Annotated in this window: 17 protein-coding genes; 13 read left to right on the top strand and 4 right to left on the bottom strand. The window is 69.4% G+C overall.

All coding sequences use genetic code 11. The features are described 5' to 3' along the window. Positions 1-228: 228 nt before the first annotated feature. The 3 genes from JIX56_RS28850 to JIX56_RS28840 all read right to left on the bottom strand — a co-directional run bounded on the left by JIX56_RS28850 (position 229) and on the right by JIX56_RS28840 (position 4,054). Positions 229-1,377: a uroporphyrinogen-III synthase gene (locus JIX56_RS28850; protein ID WP_257544886.1), complete on the bottom strand. Its 1,149-nt coding sequence runs from the start codon at positions 1,375-1,377 to the stop codon at positions 229-231. Between the two features lie 188 nt (positions 1,378-1,565). After that, positions 1,566-2,948 (bottom strand): nitrate/nitrite transporter, encoded by a 1,383-nt coding sequence (locus tag JIX56_RS28845; protein WP_257544884.1) that lies wholly within the window; start codon positions 2,946-2,948, stop codon positions 1,566-1,568. 644 nt (positions 2,949-3,592) lie between these two features. After that, a complete protein-coding gene (locus JIX56_RS28840) occupies positions 3,593-4,054 on the bottom strand; it encodes a helix-turn-helix domain-containing protein (protein WP_257544882.1) in 462 nt (153 codons plus the stop codon). Positions 4,055-4,381: 327 nt separating this feature from the next. Here JIX56_RS28840 and JIX56_RS28835 point away from each other — a divergent pair, with 327 nt between their 5' ends. The 8 genes from JIX56_RS28835 (at position 4,382) to JIX56_RS28800 (ending at position 8,877) form a co-directional block, all read left to right on the top strand. Beyond that, positions 4,382-5,161 (top strand): hypothetical protein, encoded by a 780-nt coding sequence (locus JIX56_RS28835; RefSeq protein ID WP_257544880.1) that lies wholly within the window; start codon positions 4,382-4,384, stop codon positions 5,159-5,161. Beyond that, on the top strand, positions 5,161-5,379 hold the full coding sequence (locus JIX56_RS28830) for a hypothetical protein (RefSeq protein ID WP_257544878.1): 219 nt from the start codon (positions 5,161-5,163) through the stop codon (positions 5,377-5,379). Before JIX56_RS28835 ends, JIX56_RS28830 begins: the two co-directional genes overlap by 1 nt. Positions 5,380-5,582: 203 nt before the next feature. After that, entirely contained in the window at positions 5,583-5,990 is a 408-nt protein-coding gene (locus JIX56_RS28825; RefSeq protein WP_257544876.1) for a hypothetical protein, read from the top strand. Between the two features lie 98 nt (positions 5,991-6,088). Beyond that, positions 6,089-6,667, top strand: a complete 579-nt coding sequence (locus JIX56_RS28820; protein ID WP_257544875.1) for a phage tail tube protein — start codon at positions 6,089-6,091, stop codon at positions 6,665-6,667. Positions 6,668-6,881: 214 nt separating this feature from the next. After that, complete coding sequence (locus JIX56_RS28815; RefSeq protein ID WP_257544873.1) at positions 6,882-7,169, top strand: hypothetical protein; 288 nt, start codon at positions 6,882-6,884, stop codon at positions 7,167-7,169. Positions 7,170-7,234: 65 nt separating this feature from the next. Beyond that, positions 7,235-7,657, top strand: a complete 423-nt coding sequence (locus tag JIX56_RS48100; protein WP_443031899.1) for a hypothetical protein — start codon at positions 7,235-7,237, stop codon at positions 7,655-7,657. 21 nt (positions 7,658-7,678) lie between these two features. Continuing rightward, positions 7,679-8,341, top strand: coding sequence for a hypothetical protein (locus JIX56_RS28805; RefSeq protein WP_257544871.1), 663 nt, complete (start codon positions 7,679-7,681; stop codon positions 8,339-8,341). Between the two features lie 140 nt (positions 8,342-8,481). Then, positions 8,482-8,877 (top strand): hypothetical protein, encoded by a 396-nt coding sequence (locus tag JIX56_RS28800; RefSeq protein ID WP_257544869.1) that lies wholly within the window; start codon positions 8,482-8,484, stop codon positions 8,875-8,877. Between the two features lie 158 nt (positions 8,878-9,035). On the opposite strand, the gene JIX56_RS28795 is transcribed toward JIX56_RS28800, so the two are convergent. Further along, on the bottom strand, positions 9,036-9,788 hold the full coding sequence (locus tag JIX56_RS28795) for a VWA domain-containing protein (protein WP_257544867.1): 753 nt from the start codon (positions 9,786-9,788) through the stop codon (positions 9,036-9,038). Positions 9,789-9,844: 56 nt separating this feature from the next. Here JIX56_RS28795 and JIX56_RS28790 point away from each other — a divergent pair, with 56 nt between their 5' ends. The 5 genes from JIX56_RS28790 to JIX56_RS28770 all read left to right on the top strand — a co-directional run bounded on the left by JIX56_RS28790 (position 9,845) and on the right by JIX56_RS28770 (position 15,150). Continuing rightward, positions 9,845-10,354, top strand: a complete 510-nt coding sequence (locus JIX56_RS28790) for a hypothetical protein (protein ID WP_257544865.1) — start codon at positions 9,845-9,847, stop codon at positions 10,352-10,354. Positions 10,355-10,384: 30 nt separating this feature from the next. Then, on the top strand, positions 10,385-11,401 hold the full coding sequence (locus JIX56_RS28785; protein ID WP_257544863.1) for a hypothetical protein: 1,017 nt from the start codon (positions 10,385-10,387) through the stop codon (positions 11,399-11,401). A gap of 159 nt (positions 11,402-11,560) precedes the next feature. After that, positions 11,561-12,400: a hypothetical protein gene (locus tag JIX56_RS28780; RefSeq protein WP_257544861.1), complete on the top strand. Its 840-nt coding sequence runs from the start codon at positions 11,561-11,563 to the stop codon at positions 12,398-12,400. Beyond that, the gene (locus JIX56_RS28775) at positions 12,387-14,819 is read left to right on the top strand and encodes a hypothetical protein (RefSeq protein ID WP_257544859.1); all 2,433 of its coding nucleotides are present in this window, start codon (positions 12,387-12,389) and stop codon (positions 14,817-14,819) included. Before JIX56_RS28780 ends, JIX56_RS28775 begins: the two co-directional genes overlap by 14 nt. Further along, entirely contained in the window at positions 14,812-15,150 is a 339-nt protein-coding gene (locus tag JIX56_RS28770) for a hypothetical protein (protein WP_257544858.1), read from the top strand. Before JIX56_RS28775 ends, JIX56_RS28770 begins: the two co-directional genes overlap by 8 nt. Positions 15,151-15,331 lie beyond the last annotated feature (181 nt).

Below are 15,331 nucleotides of genomic sequence, written 5' to 3'. Positions count from 1 at the left end.
GCCGCCCTTACCCGTCCCGTCCCCCAGGGGCTGTGCCCCTTCGACCCCCTTGGGCGCCTTATAGCTCGGGGGGTTCTGTGGGGTGGCGGGTGCGGGTTCGTCGTGGTTGATCGCGCAGTTCCCCGCGCCCCTGAAAAGCAGGGGCCGTGTCTTTCAGGGGCGCGGGGAACTGCGCGACCAGCCCCCACTCGCCCGCGGACAAACGTGAACCGGCGGGCCCTTTCGGGCTCAGGTGTCGCCGTACTTCGTGTCCGCTGCCGGGTCCAGGGCCAGGCGGTAGCCGCGTTTGACGACCGTTTGGATCAGCTTGGGGGCGCCGAGGGCCGTGCGGAGGCGGGCCATGGCTGTTTCCACGGCGTGTTCGTCCCGGCCGGCGCCGGGGAGGGCTCGGAGGAGTTCGGAGCGGGCCACCACCCAGCCGGGCCTGCGACAGAGCGCGCGCAACAACGACATGCCGGCCGGGGGGACGGGGCGGAGGGCGCCGTCGACCAGGACCGCGTGGCCTCGGATCTCCACGCGGTGGCCGGCGATGGGGAAGGCGCGGGCGCGGCCGGGGAGTTCCTGGCAGAGGAGCTGGACGAGGGGGCCGAGGCGGAAGCGTTCGGGCTGGACCGTGTCCACGCCGTGGGCCTGGAGGGGCAGGGCCGTCACGGGGCCCACGCAGGCGGGGAGCACGTCGTGGTTGAGGGCGTTGAGCAGCTCCGGGAGCAGGCCCCGGTCCTCCGCCCGGGACAGGAGGGACGCCGCGGCGGGGGCGCTGGTGAAGGTCAGCGCGTCCAGACCGCGGCTGACCGTGGAATCGAGGAGACGGTCCACGGGGGTGATGTCCTCGGGGGGCATCCAGCGGTAGACGGGGACGCCCACGACCTCCGCCCCCGCGGCACGCAGGGACTCCACGAAGCCGGGGAGCGGTTCACCGTGCAGCTGGATGGCGATGCGGAGGCCCTCGACGCCCTGCTCCAGCAGGCGGTCCAGTACCTCCGCCATGGATTCGGAGGACGGGGACCATTCCTCCGTCAGACCGGCGGCTCGTACCGCGCCCTTCACCTTCGGTCCGCGCGCCAGGACCTCGACGCCGCGCAGCCGGTCCAGGAGGGCTTCGCCCAGGCCCCAGCCGTCCGCGGCCTCGATCCAGCCGCGGAAACCGATGGCGGTGGTCGCCACCACGATGTCGGGCGCCACGTCGAGCAGGTCCTTGGTCGCGGCGAGCAGTTCACTGTCGTCGGAGAGCGGCACGATGCGCAGGGCGGGCGCGTGGAGGACCGCGGCTCCGCGGCGCTGGAGGAGTGCTCCGAGTTCGTCGGCCCGGCGGGCTGCCGTCACACCCACGGTGAACCCCGCGAGCGGCCCGTGTTCCGGTTGCGCTGTCCGATCCATCCGATCCGTCCTGTCTGGTCGATCGGCTCGATCTGATCGCTCGGGTCGCTGTTCGTCGTACATGGCTCTCGTCCCGCAGTCGAGTCGTTGCACCTACATGCCGAACGAGCCTGTCAACGGCACGTGACAGGCTCGGTTCGGCTTGATGTCGCTGGTGTTACGTCACACGTGTCACGGCATGGGCGATGTCACACCTCGGCGTAGCTGAGCTGCGGCTTCGAGTCCGCCGCGGCCGTGGTCGTAGCGGTGTTCGAGGCCGACTTGCGAAGGTATACGGCCCAGGTCACCGCGAAGCAGAGGCCGTAGAAGGCGAGGAAGCTGAGGAAGGCGCCGGTGCCGGAGCCGACCGAGAGGAAGGACTGGCGGAAGGCCAGGTTGATGCCGAGGCCGCCGAGCGCGCCCACCGCTCCGATGATGCCCATGGAGGCACCGGAGAGGCGACGTCCGTAGGCCGCGGCCTCCTCACCGTTCAGACCCTTGGCGACGGCCTTGGCCTGGAAGATGCCCGGGATCATCTTGAAGGTGGAGCCGTTGCCGATCCCGGTGAGGACGAAGAGCACGATGAACGCGGTGGTGAACAGCGGCAGCGACTTCTGCATGGAGGCGATGACGATGATCCCGGTGGCGCCGGCCATGGCGACGTAGTTCCACAGGGTGATCTTGGCGCCGCCGTACTTGTCGGCGAGCGCGCCGCCCACGGGCCGGATCAGCGAGCCGAGCAGGGGGCCGATGAAGGTGACGTACGCGGACTCCAGGGGCGTACGGCCGAACTGGGTCTGCAGGACGAGGCCGAAGGCGAAGCTGTAGCCGATGAAGGAGCCGAAGGTGCCGATGTAGAGGAAGGACATGATCCAGGTGTGGGCCTCCTTCACGGCGTCCTTGGCGGCACCGGTGTCGTTCTTCACGGACGAGATGTTGTCCATGTAGATCGCGGCGAGCACGGCGGCGATGACGATGAAGGGGATGTAGATCCCGAGGAGCACGCGCGGACCGCCGCTGGCCCCGATGACGGCGAGACCGATGAGCTGCACGACCGGGACACCGATGTTGCCGCCGCCCGCGTTGAGGCCGAGCGCCCAGCCCTTCTTCCGCAGCGGGAAGAAGGCGTTGATGTTGGTCATGGAGGAGGCGAAGTTGCCGCCGCCGATACCGGCGAGCATCGCGCAGATCAGGAACGTGTTGAACGAGGTCCCCGGCTCCATCACGACGAAGGCCGCGACGGTCGGGATGAGCAGCAGGCTCGCCGAGACGATCGTCCAGTTGCGGCCGCCGAAGATCGCCACCGCGAAGGTGTACGGGATGCGCACGATCGCGCCGACCAGCGTGGCCATCGAGACGAGGAAGAACTTGTCGGCCGGGGTGAGCCCGTACTCGGGGCCCATGAACAGCACCATCACCGACCAGACGGTCCAGATGGAGAAGCCGATGTGCTCGGAGAGCACCGAGAAGAGGAGGTTGCGGCGGGCCACCTTCTCGCCGGTCTCGTTCCAGAAGGCCTCGTTCTCCGGATCCCAGTGCTCGATCCAGCGGCCTCCCCTACTGGCAGCGGGGGCAGTGCTCGGGGCTGTCATGACGCCTCCACGGTTCTCCGGCTCGGGTGTTGCGATGCGGGTGATGAGGGGTGATGAGTCCCGAAGGTAGGGAGGGCGCGTTTCCTGCCTGTGGCACCGGGTGACCGGAAAGGAACTTTGCTCTCACGAGCGGGCGACCCGGACGGTGAGGAATCCGTGAGCAGAGCGTCATACCCTGCGGTCACGCCACCTTCGGCGCCGTCCTCGTGCCAATGTAGGCGCACCGCGTGCCGTCGCTCAGCGTGGCGAAGACCACAGGCAGTGTGCCGTTCCTCTCGCCGACCGTGATGACGACTCCCTCCCGAGCGGACGGGGGGAGCCGCCGTTGGTGAGCAGCGGGCCGGGATCGACGGGCGACGGCGACACCCTCGGTCGGCACCGATGCGGAGGAAGAAGGCGTGCTGGCCGGTCGCTGCCCCGGCGGGCCGTACGGTGCGGTCGGTGCGGTCGGTGCGGTCGGTGCGGTCGGCGCGGTCGAGCGCCAAGCCCGCGGTGTGCAACATGGCGACGCCTGACGTACGGCGTGACGCACACGCGACGCACACGCGACGAACGGCGTGGCGTCCGACGGCATGACGAGACGGCATGACGATGCGTACAGCGTACGTCCCCCCGTACGCTGTACGGCTGTCAGGCGCCGGCGGTCAGGTGCCGGCCTGGCCGTCCGCCCCCGCCTCAGGGATCGCCGGGCCCGTGGCGCCGAGTCTGAATTGTTCGGTGATCTGCACGAAGGCCGCCCGGAGGTGTTCCGGGATGCCGAGGGCAGTCGCCGCCTGCTCGGCGGAGAGCGCGTGGTCTCCGGGGGCCGTAGCGGTCTCCGGAGGCACCGGGGCCTGGGGCAGGTCCTGCTCGGTCAGCTTGCCCGATCGGATGAGGACATCCCGGACCGGGATGCCGAGTGCGCGGGACAGACCGCGCATCGTCTCCAGGTCGGGCATGCTCTGGCGCTGCAGCAGCCGGGTGATGGCCGCCCGGTGCACCCCCGCGTCCTCGGCGAGCTTGGTCTTGCCGCCGCCGCGCGGGCTGTCGATGTCGTAACCGCGCGCCCGCATCACGCCTTCTATCCAGGCTGCGAACTCGTCGATGTGCTCGGCATCGCTCTTCATGTGTGAACGCTCCCCTCAGCTCACCCCACCTTAACGGTCGTGCGCACGCGAACTATGCAGTTGCGCGCACGCACGAGTAAAGGTTCAGTGAGGGCATTCCGTCAATCCGGCCATTCCGATGTCGATCCGATCCATTCCGATGTCGATCCGATCGCCGATCTCCGTTGCGCGCGAGATCGCAACATGTGAAGCTGTGTGCGGGCTCGCAACAACAGGAGACTCTTCTTTCCCTTCAGTTGCCGCCGCCCCAGTTCTTGGTTGCCGTCGACCGGCCTTTCGTCGCCGTCGCCCCGGCTCCCGGTTGACCCAGATCGGAGTGTGTCCACCATGACCTCAGGCCTCGCCACCCAGCACACCGCCCGCGCCGCCCGCTGGATCGACATCCTGCGGCGCCAATCCCCCGAGCTGCTCACGGAGTTGACCCCGGGTCGGCCGGGCGCCGGGACCCGTTCCCGCCCACCGCTGGGACCGGCCGCGCTCCGCGCCCTCGGCGAGCGGGACGCCGCGGAGCGCGCCGAGGCGTTGCTCGGCGAGCAGCACGGTCTCGGCCCGCTGGGCGCGAGCGCCGCCCCGATCCGCCTCCATGTCTCCGACGCCATCCGCGACATCACCGACGGGGTGGTCGAACTGGAGGAGGCGGTGTGGGAGAAACTCGGGCTCGGTCGGCCTCCGCGGGCGGACGTTCCGCAGCGGCTCGGCAGGGTCGCCGCCCTGCTCGACGATGTCGCCGGGCATCCCGTGCTCGCCCGGCACGTCCTCGACGAGTGCCGCCGGATGGCCCGCCGCTGCGGCCGTACGCTCGGTGACCCCGAGACCATGGTCCGCGTCAACGGCCGTTGCCCGTGGTGCGATTCGGTGTCGCTGCGGGCCATGCCGGCCTGGCGCACGGTCCTGTGTGTGAACCCCGGGTGCCGGTGCACCGACGAGGAGTGCCCGTGCGCGGACAACGCCGCCCACCGGCACAGTTGGACGGAGACCGGCTGGGCGCAGCTCGCGGCGGAGGCCGGGGCCGACGCGGACGAGATCGCCGCGCTGGTCGATACCGACGCCGACACCGACGCCGGCACCGACCGGGTCGGGCGCTCGGTCGAGGCGGGGGCCGCGTGATGGGTAACTCTCTCGCGGGGCCAACGGGTTCCTCCCCGGCACTGGTGACCGGCGCGGCCGCCGCGGCCGAGGCGGGGGTGGCCCCCGCGACCGTACGGAAATGGGTTCAGCTGGGCCATCTGGAGGCCGCCGGGCGGCAGGGGCGGACCCATCTCTACCGGCTGGAGGACGTGTTCGCGGCGGAGCGGGCCACGCGGGGGCGTGGGCGTCGCGGCTGAGAGCACGACGGCAGAACCGATCTTCGTTGCCCCGCCACACCCCTGGGTGTGGCGGGGCAACGTGCGTTTCGGAGCGGCCTCGAAAACTCATAGTTGCGCGCGCGCTCGCAACGTGTCACAGTTGGTGCAGCGGCGGAGCTGTGCCCACAGGGGCACGGCCCCGCCGTTTCGCATACCTCCGACACAAGAAGGGAGGTCTCACCGTGGCCGATCCGACGGTCACCTTCCCGGATGTCGAACGACTCGTCGTCGACTTCCTGACCGACCGCCCCGAACTCTCCACCGCGACCGTGGACAACGTTCCGCCCAGCGGGTTCGACGGCACCCAGCAGGTCGTCCTGGTCTCCCGCGCCGGCGGGGCCTGGGTGGACGACCTGCGTCTGGACCAGCCGCTCGTGGACTTCGAGGTCTACGGGCCCACCAAGACGGCGGCGCATGCGCTGGCCCTGACGGTTCGTTCCGCGGTGCTCGCGCTGCGGGGGACGACGTATGGGGCGGCGGTTGTGTCCGACGTGGTGGAGGCCGATGGGCCCCGCTGGCTGCCGGACTGGAATCGGGCCGCGGCCAATCGCTACTACGCGACTGTCCGGCTGCACATTCGTCCCGCGTAGGGCTCCGCCCGAGAGTCCCGCCCCGCCCAAGAGCTCGGTCCGCCGGGGCAGTTCGCAGGCACAACCCCTCTGTATTCATCTCTCTGAAGGAGTTACGCATGGCAGGCAGCAACGCCAACGAGATCCGTGTCGCCGGTACCGGGCGGATTCTGGTCGCCCCGGTCGGGACGACCGCGCCGGCCGATGTCACCTCCGCGTGGGGGTCCGGCTGGAAGGACCTCGGCTTCACCTCGCAGGACGGCATCAAGCTGGCGAAGAAGGACAAGCTCGACCCGGTCGAGACCTGGCAGTCCGTGTCCCCGGCCCGGTTCATCTACTCGGACCGCGACCTGACGGTGAAGTTCCAGCTGCTCCAGCTGAACGAGGACACCCTGCCGTTCTTCATGGGCGGTGACGCCGTCGCGGAGACCACCACCGGTTCCGGTGTGTACAAGTACGAGCTGGCCGCCGACCCGAAGTTCAACGAGAAGGCGATGGGCATCGAGTTCAGCGACGGCACGGACATCACGTACCGCTTCGTCGTCTCGCGCGGCCAGGTCACCGAGACCGAGGAGCTGTCGCTGACCCGCACGGCCTCCATCAAGCTCGGTGTCACCTTCACCGCGCTGGCCGTCGACAACACCAAGCCGCTGGCCACCTTCCTGATGAAGGACCCGGCGTACGGCGCGACCGCCTGAGCCGGCGGCTCCCGCTTCACCGGCTGCCGAGCCACCGGCTCCTCAAGCCGTCGCCCCCGCCCGTCACTTCGGGCGGGGGCCGCCCAGGTGGGCGGGGCCGGGACCTCCCCCTTCCCCGGCCCCGCCCGCCGTCCCCATTGACCACCACTCACGAACGTCACGCAGTCACGAACGTCACACACTGTCACGAACGTCACCAACAAGGAGTAGCTCCATGGCATTCGACGTCAGCGCCGCCCGTGCCCAGCGGCAGGAGGCGCTCGGTCGCGCCTGGTCCTTCACCGTCGAGGGGGACACCTTCACGCTCCCCACCGAGCTGACCCGCAAGACCGCGCGCACGCTGCGCGACCTCGACGACAACGACGTGGACGGCCTGCTGCGCACACTCCTGGGCGACGCCCAGTACGAGCGCTTCGACCGCCTCGACGTCACCATGCAGGACATCGCCGCGATCATGGAGGCGTACGGCAAGGAGACCGGGCTCGGCCTGGGGGAAGGCTGAGCCTCGGCGAGTTCGTCGATGAACACGCCGAGGCCCTCGAAGCGGACCTGCTCCGCCACTACGGCGTGGACCTGCTCGACTGGCACCGTGGCCGGCTCTCCTCCCGCCGGCTCGCGGTGCTGGTCAAGCATCTGCCACGCGACAGCGCGACCCTCCAGGAACTCCACGGCGAGGCCGCCCTCTGGTCCGTCAACGACTACCTGCTGGCGTCCGTCGTCGACCAGCTCGCGGAGGCGAACTGGATGTTCGCCACGGTGAACCGGGACGAGGACGCGGAACCGCTGGACTACCCGGAGCCCGTGCCGCGCCCGGTGACGGCGGAGGACGGGCGGACCGGACCGGCGTCCACGGCGGCCGCGCCACGGTCCGACGCGTCGCCCTCAGCGACGTCACCCTCCGGGACGTCACCGTCCGGCGCGTCACCGTCGTCGGCCGCCGAGCCGGTGCGGAACCCGACACCCATCGAACTCGCCCAGTTCTTCTCTTGAGCCCAAGGAGTGATCCCGCCCATGACCCTCTACACCCCACTCGGCGGGCTGCCGTATCCGCAGCCCACCGACGTCGCGAACCTCCCGCTCCACCTCCAGTCCCTGGCCGAGGGCATCGACAGCCGTACGGTCCTGCGGTACGCGAACGCCGCCGACCGGGACGCCGCGATCACCACCCCGGCCGCCGGCATGGTCGCCTGGCTGACGACCCCCGGCACGCTCAGCTACTACACCGGCTCGGCGTGGGTGGCGATGGGCGTCTGGAACACGTACACCCCGGCCTGGACGGCTGAGACGACCAACCCGGCGATCGGCAACGGCACGCTGACCGGCAAGTACGCGATCGTGGGCAAGACCTGCCACTTCACGATGCTCATGCAGTTCGGATCGACGACGACGTACGGCAGCGGCAGCTACTACCTGAGCTACCCGGTCCAGGCGGGCGCGCTGGGCGGGCTGCCGCAGCACCAAGGGGTGGCGACCAGCGGTTCGGGCAGCAGCCAGGGCCGCGGGATGATCAGTTGCCAGCCGACCGCGAGCACCAACGCGACGACGTACACGCTGTGGGGTCCGGCCTCGGCCTCGACCTCCCACCTCGGCCAGCTCGGCAGCGCCGGGCTGCTCGGATACGCCTGGACGAGCGCCAACATCATCCGGATCGGGGGAACGTACGAGGTGGCGTGAGCCTCGGCCGTACGGCGTGAGGTGGCCGGGAACCGTCTCCGTTTTGTCCTGGCCACCACAGGCACTTCGGGTATCCTGCGAAGTGCAATCGAGCATATGTTCGAAGCACATGTTTGAAGTCTGCGGGGAGTGGGGGCCGAGTGACGAACAACGAGGGCGAGGCGTGGGGCGGCGTCGAGCTGGACAGAGCCGAGGCCGAACTGCGGCAGGTCCTTGCCGTACGCATGCAACGGGCCGTCCCTGCGGACCTGGTCGTCACCACCCGGACCGAGATCGAGAAGCGTGAGTTCAGGGCGTACGGGCAGGGCTGGCGGGACCGGGGCGAGCACGAGGACCAGCGACGCCGGTCGGCGGCCGCGCTCCGCAGCCAGAGCCCGGGTACGGGTCAAGGGCAGGCCGCCCCGCCCCGCCGCGACGCCGGCGGCAAGATCCTCCCCTTCCCGCAGCAAACACCGCCGCCGGGCACGCCCTCCACCCCGCATCCCCATCCGCACCCGCCGACCGCGCGCCCGCACCCGTCGGACGACGATCTGTAGGCCTCAGATCCGCGGACCAGGGCTCACACCAATTCCTTGCGCGTACGGCCGAAGGCTTCCCTTCGTCGTCCGGTACCTCGTGATGTCCGGTACCTCGTAATCCCCCGCGGATCGAGGTACTCGCAGCAAACGAAGGTCACCCCGGGATACTCGGCCTGTCAGCGTCGAGCCGCGGGATACCCCTTTCTCCAACGAGCGAACGGATTCAGCACTCCACGCCAGAAGGAATGATCGGGAGTCTCCTCGATCGCATCCCACCCTCGGTAAAGACTGACATTCCTGATGTGCGGAGCCTCGGCCCGCAGTGCATCGAGGTCGTCGAGCACGGACGAACCGCCATCAAGGTCTCCGAGGAACAGCCAGAACACGTTACGACCGGCCCCCGCGTCGAACTGGTCGGCGAGGGCCGTGCCTTCGGAGTGGAGTCCCCAGAAGTAGAACAGGACAAGGGTCGCGACCTCGCTTTCAGGGAGGCTCTGCGTAATCCCCTTGACCGCCTCGGCGGCATCCTCCGCATCGAAGAGACCGTATTCCTCCGCGCCCCGACCGAGCGAGTTTCCCGGTACGGCATCCCGCGACAGCAGAGGCTCCTTCGGCAGTACAGCCCAGTCCGCGATCCACCGTTCCGCATCCGCCAACCGGAGATTCGGCAGCCGATACGCCCGTGCCGTGTAGATCCAGGCCTCCACCTCCGCGACCGGCGACATGACCTCACCCAACACAGCGGCCCTGCGCGCCATATCGGCCACAACCCCGGACTCGAGCGGATAACGGTGTGCCCCGGGAATCGCCAGCACCACCCTGACGGAATCCCGCCGCACACCGCTGAAGCGTGCGATCAGGGATGCGGAAAGCACCCCTTTACGGGATTTCGTCCTGCTTTTTGGAAGATTCATACCAGCGGATGCCATATACGCATGTTATGCCGCCATCACCTCACCGAGCAATGACTTCAACAGGAGTTCACATGGGCTTCGATATCGACAAGGACCTCCACTTCGTCCGCAAGGAGGTGGAGGGGATCAAGAAGAGCATGACGGGCTTCAGCCACTCGATGACCGGAATCAAAGTGGACGTCGAGGGCCTGAAGTTCGTCGTGTCATGGGTGGCTGCGACCGCCCAGTTCATCAAGATCGACTACAGCTTTCTGAAGGTCGACGAAAAGGGCATCTCCCTCCGCGGCGTACAGAAGATCACCTGGCAGAACGTCAAGGACGCGGAGGATGCGAAGGCCAAGGAGAAGGAAAAGAAACTCGACGACCGCCTGAAGAAGCTCTTCCTCGAAAAGTCGGGCGCGGAGTTCAAGTCGGTGAAGGACACTGCAAACCGCGCGCGATACGACATCCAGGCCCTCAGGGAAAAGCTGAAAAAGGCCGGCAGCGCGGCCGACCCAGGAAATCGCGGGACCAAGCGGGAAGAACTCGACACGCTCAGGAAATCCGCGGAGAACCTGAGCCGAGCGCTCTCAGACGTCTGATCACACGCGACGAGTGAATCGAGGGTAGCAGTGAATCTGAAACAAGCCATCGCAGGAGTCGACGCCAAGCTCGGGACGCTCAGGGCCTCGCTCGGTCGGGCCGACACGGCGATGAACAAGGTCAAGACCGGCTCCAGCCAGCTCAACAGCGCACTTGGCAAGCTCAAGACCTCCGCCACCCAGAGCGGTAGCGGGCTCGGCAAATTGAAGTCCGAGGCCAGTGGGCTCAACACCGGGGTCGGGAAGGCCAAAGGCGGCGCGGACAAGCTCAAGTCCTCCCTCGACAAGCTCAAGTCCTCCGCCAACAGCACCAAGACGGCGCTCCAGGGCGTCAAGAAGCAGGCCGACGCCGTCGAGAAGTCGGTCGGGCAGGCCGGCAAGAACGCCGACAAGGGCGGGAAGTCGATGGGGAATCTGGGCAAGGGGCTCAAGGGGGCCTCGCTCGCTCAGAAGGGGCTCAACCTCGCCATGGCGGCGAGTCCGTTCGGGCTGATCATGACGCTGCTGGCGCCGCTGATCGCCCAGTTCGTCAACATGGACAAGGTCGCCGCCCTGGTCAAGCGTGGGCTCGTCGCCGCGTGGAGCGCCATCAAGAACGCCTCGTCGTCGGCCGCGAGGATGCTCGGGCCGCTGTTCAAGGGCGTCGTCAACGGGTTCCTGCTGCCGTCCCGGATGCTGATCCGCGGGCTCAACATGCTCATCAGCTCCCTGAACCGGGTCAAGATCAAGGTGCCGGACTGGGTGCCGGTCATCGGCGGCCGGGGCTTCCAGTTCAACCTGCCGTCCATCCCCGTGCCGCAGCTCGCCAAGGGCGGCGTCGTCCAGGCCCGTTCCGGCGGCACCCTCGCGCTGCTCGGTGAGGCCGGTGAGCACGAGGCCGTCATCCCGCTCTCCAAGCTGGAGCGGATGCTGGGCTCGGGCGGGGGCTTGCGCACCCTCGCCTCCGCCGTGGAGCGGCTCGCCGACCGGCCCGTCGTCGTACAGGTCGACTCGCAGGAGATCGCCCGGGCGGTGTTCCTGGGGCAGCGGCAGCTGGCCAGGCGGTAACGACACCAGGGTTCCGCAGCAGTCGACGGCACTTCACCGCCGTCGGCTTTTTTCATGCCCGCATGCCCGCATGCCCGCATGCCCGCATGCCCGCATGCCCTCAATTGCCCAGATCACCGCCCACCAGCCATCGAAACCCACCCACCACCAGGGGAGATCATGGGAAACCTTTGGATCGGCCCGCCCGGTTCCATGTACGAGATCGACCAGGCCGCCAAGTCCTTCGACCGCACCGCCGACCTGGGCGTCAGCGAGTTCAAGTCGCTCGGCGGCCGGGTCACCGTCACCCGCAACCTCGCTCCGGTGCGCCGGATCAAGCTGGCCTGGGACCTGCTGCCGCCGGCGCACGCCCGGGCGCTCGACCGGATCGCCCGGCGGGTCGACAGTTCGCTGGCGCCGACCGTGTTCCTCGTGGACCCGGCCGCCGGCAATGTGCTCACCGCCGGTCAGGCCCTCGGCCGGGGCACCACCAAGGCCACCGACATCACCGGGCTCGCCCAGTGGTTCACCACCTCGACCGGCACGGTGGCCGAGAGCGCCACGGCCGTCGGCGCGTTCACCTTCACCGCGGTGAGCGCGGACAGCGCCCTGGCCTGGCGCTGCGTCGGCACCGTCGGCAACTTCCCGGTCTCGCCGGGGCTCCAGGTCTCGTTCCGGGCGCCGACCGCGATCGCCGCGCTCAGCACGGAGAGCGTGGGCCTGGACTTCAAGAAGGCGGACGGTTCGTACATCAGTACGGTCTCTGCCTCGGGTCCGCTGGTCACCGGCACCGTCCCGGCCAATGCCGCGTACGTCACCCCGACCTGCAAGCCGGGCACGGCGGGCACGTACTCGCTGGCCGGCGCCTGTCTGACGTACGGCGGTACGGCGGCGGACGGCATCCCGGGTGACGGGCTGCCGCCGATGTCCGTGACCGGCTACAGCGACACGCCCGGCCGCCCGCTCCCCTTCCGCAACTTCAGCCTCGACCTCGTGGAGGTGTCCGGTGCAGCAGGCTGACGACGCCACCGAGTCCGCGCTCGCGGCCGGTGAGCGCACCACCACCCACACCACCCGCCTCGGCGGCAAGGATGTCTCGGCGCAGGTCCAGTCCTGGCAGGTGGAGCGGTCGTACGCGACCGATCTGCCGGCCGCGATGCGGGCCTTCTCCGGTTCCTCCGCGGCGCAGCTGCAGGTGCAGCTGTCCGGCACGGCGGGGACCTCGGCGCCGGAGATGTACTCCCCGTGGGCCGACCGTGCCACCGGCGACGTCGTACGCCCCGGTCAGTCCGTCGTCCACGAGAACGGGGTCGGGGGTGCGAAGCTCCCCGCGTTCCGGGGCACCGTCCGCTCCCGTTCCGCCACCTCAGGGACCGACAGTGTGCAGGTCACCGCGCTGGACGGGGCGGAGCGGCTGCGTGGTCCCGCCGTACTGCCGAAGCCGTACGCCGGGTTCCTGGGCCATGCCCACCCGGTGTCGTCGGCGACCTGGTGTGTGTCCGAACTGCTGCGCCAGGGCGGCGTGTACGCCTGCCCGCCGCCCCGGTACCCGGACTTCGTCGAGGGCAAGCCGCTGACCCTGGTGTACGCCTCGCTGCACGGCGGGTTCAGCACGCCGTACGGACAGCCGGAGTACGTGCCGGACCCGAGCGCCTACGTCTTCAGCCGCGAGGGCGCGCCCCACGAGATGGCGCTCGTGCCCAAGGGGCCGCAGCTGGCGGCGAGTTGGTTCCCGCGCAGCCGGGTCACGGTGCCCGGCAGCAAGATCTTCGCCGAGGCCTGGGTGAACAACGCGGTCGCGTACGGCGACCTCGACGACGGCGTGGTCAACAGCAACAGCGACCAGGTGACGATCCGGCTGGAGCTGAACCGCGTCGGATCGGCCACCGGTTCCCTGCGCGTGGTCGTGGACTTCGCCGAGGGCTGGGTGCGCATGTCCTCCACGGACGCGGCGGGCGGCTGGTACTTCCAGTGGTCGTGGCACGACACGGAGCTGCGCGGCGTCTGGCAGCAGCGGGGTGTCTGGCACATCGGCGCCTTCTTCGACACCGCCTCCACCGGTACCAGCGTCCATCCGACCGTGCAGCCCCGGCTGACCGCTCCGGACGGCACGCAGTTGCTCGGCTCGGCGGCGACGTTCACGGACTCCTCCGCGCTCCAGTCGGCCTCGGAACTGCGGCAGGTCATCCTCTACACCGACATGCCGACCGAGTGCCTCCAGGTCACCAGCGGGCTGACCGCCATGCCGAGTGCGGCGGAGTTCGCCCACACCGGGACGTACGCCTGGACGAAGAGCGCCGAACTCGACGACGTCATCCTGCCGTTGATCGCACTGCCCCGGGTCAGCGGCTCGCAGTGGGAGGTGATCTCGCAGATCGCCAAGGCGAGCATGTCGACCGCCGAGATTGACGAGCGCGGCGTCTTCCGGTGGCGGAACCACTCGCGGTTCGCCACCAGCCCGACGGTCCCCGACCTCACGCTCACCAGCGTGCGGGAGATCGCGTCGCTGACCGCGACGGAGGAGATCGACGCCTGCCGCAACTACTGCATCCAGCCGTACAAGGACTGGACGGGCATCAAGGCCGTCACCGGCACGACGTCCACCGACACCGTCGTCCGTACCATCCCGGCCAGTTCGACGACCACCGTGAAGTACCTGATGTCGGACGACGAGTACGACATCAGTCCGCCCGGTACGGACGACGACTCGGTCACCGAGCTGGGCACGAACGTCCGCTTCGGCACCGCCGCCACGGGTGGCACCGCGGTCAAGGGGGCCGTCGATCTGATGGTCCGCCGTGAGGACGGCTATCTGGTGGTGCGGTTCGCCAACCGCAGCACCCAGACGCTCTACACGGCCACCAGGACCGGCACGCCGTCGTTCGTCCTGCAGACACTGAAGCCGTCCGCCGACCCGGTGGAACGCCAGGCCATCGCGTATCTGGAGAACGCCGCGAACGACCCGGCCGGGGTCGCCAGCGAGAAGTTCTACGGCCGTCAGGAGTACACCGCCGAGAGCACCGACTGGGTGCAGGACGCGTCCGTCGCCGCCGACCTCGCCCACGCGATGCGGGACGCGGGCGTCCTGCCCGTGCCGGTCATCGGCGACGTCGAGGTGCTGTACGACCCCCGCATCCAACTCGGTGACGTCGTACGGGTGGTGGACAGCACCGGGGCCGCGCTCGACACGCTCGCCTGGGTCGTCGGCGTCCGCACCTCGGCCACGGCCGACGGCGGAGTCCAGCAGACCCTGACCCTGCGTGGCGTCGACCCCGGTCCCCTGCCGGCCGACGCGGGACTCACCCCGGACGCGCCGAGCGACCCGGCGACGGTGACGTACGCGACGTACGCCTCCGTCACAAGCACCTTCCCGGCCCTCTCGCACCTGACCGCGTCGGGGCTGACCTGGGGAGAGATCAAGGAGTCCGCGCATGTCTGAGAACAGTTCGGAGACAGTGCCGGTCGTGCTGGCCGAGGAGCAGCTGCTGCAGCTGGCCTCGGCCGTGGCGACCAGCCTCACCGCGTACTTCGAGGCGAAGGAGGAGCAGGTCACGGTGGTGGACGCCGCTCCCGTGGAGGTGACCGTCACCGAGAACGTGCCCGAGGAGCAGCCCGCACCCGACGAGCAGGAGGAGGGCGCAGCGGCCGCCTCGCCCGACGCGGCCGGTGGCCACAGCACGGCGGAGGTGGAGCCGCAGCCGGTGGAGGAGACCGATCCGGACGGCGCGACCGACACCGAGACGGAGCCGACGGGAACGGAGGCCGTGTGACCGCCTGCACCCCCCTCAACGGGCTGCCGTATTCAACAACGCCGCCGGTACGACGACCTCGACCACGGCCGCCGAGCCCCTGACGGGCGCGGTCGGCGACCCGCTGGTGGCCGCGTTCACCGCGCCCCCGACCGGGGAGACAACCGCTTCGTCAAGGTCGATCCCGTCCTCTGATCCCCAC

It is taken from the genome of Streptomyces sp. CA-210063, assembly GCF_024612015.1.
Lineage (GTDB): Bacteria > Actinomycetota > Actinomycetes > Streptomycetales > Streptomycetaceae > Streptomyces.
This window is presented reverse-complemented; position numbering and strand designations above follow the sequence as displayed.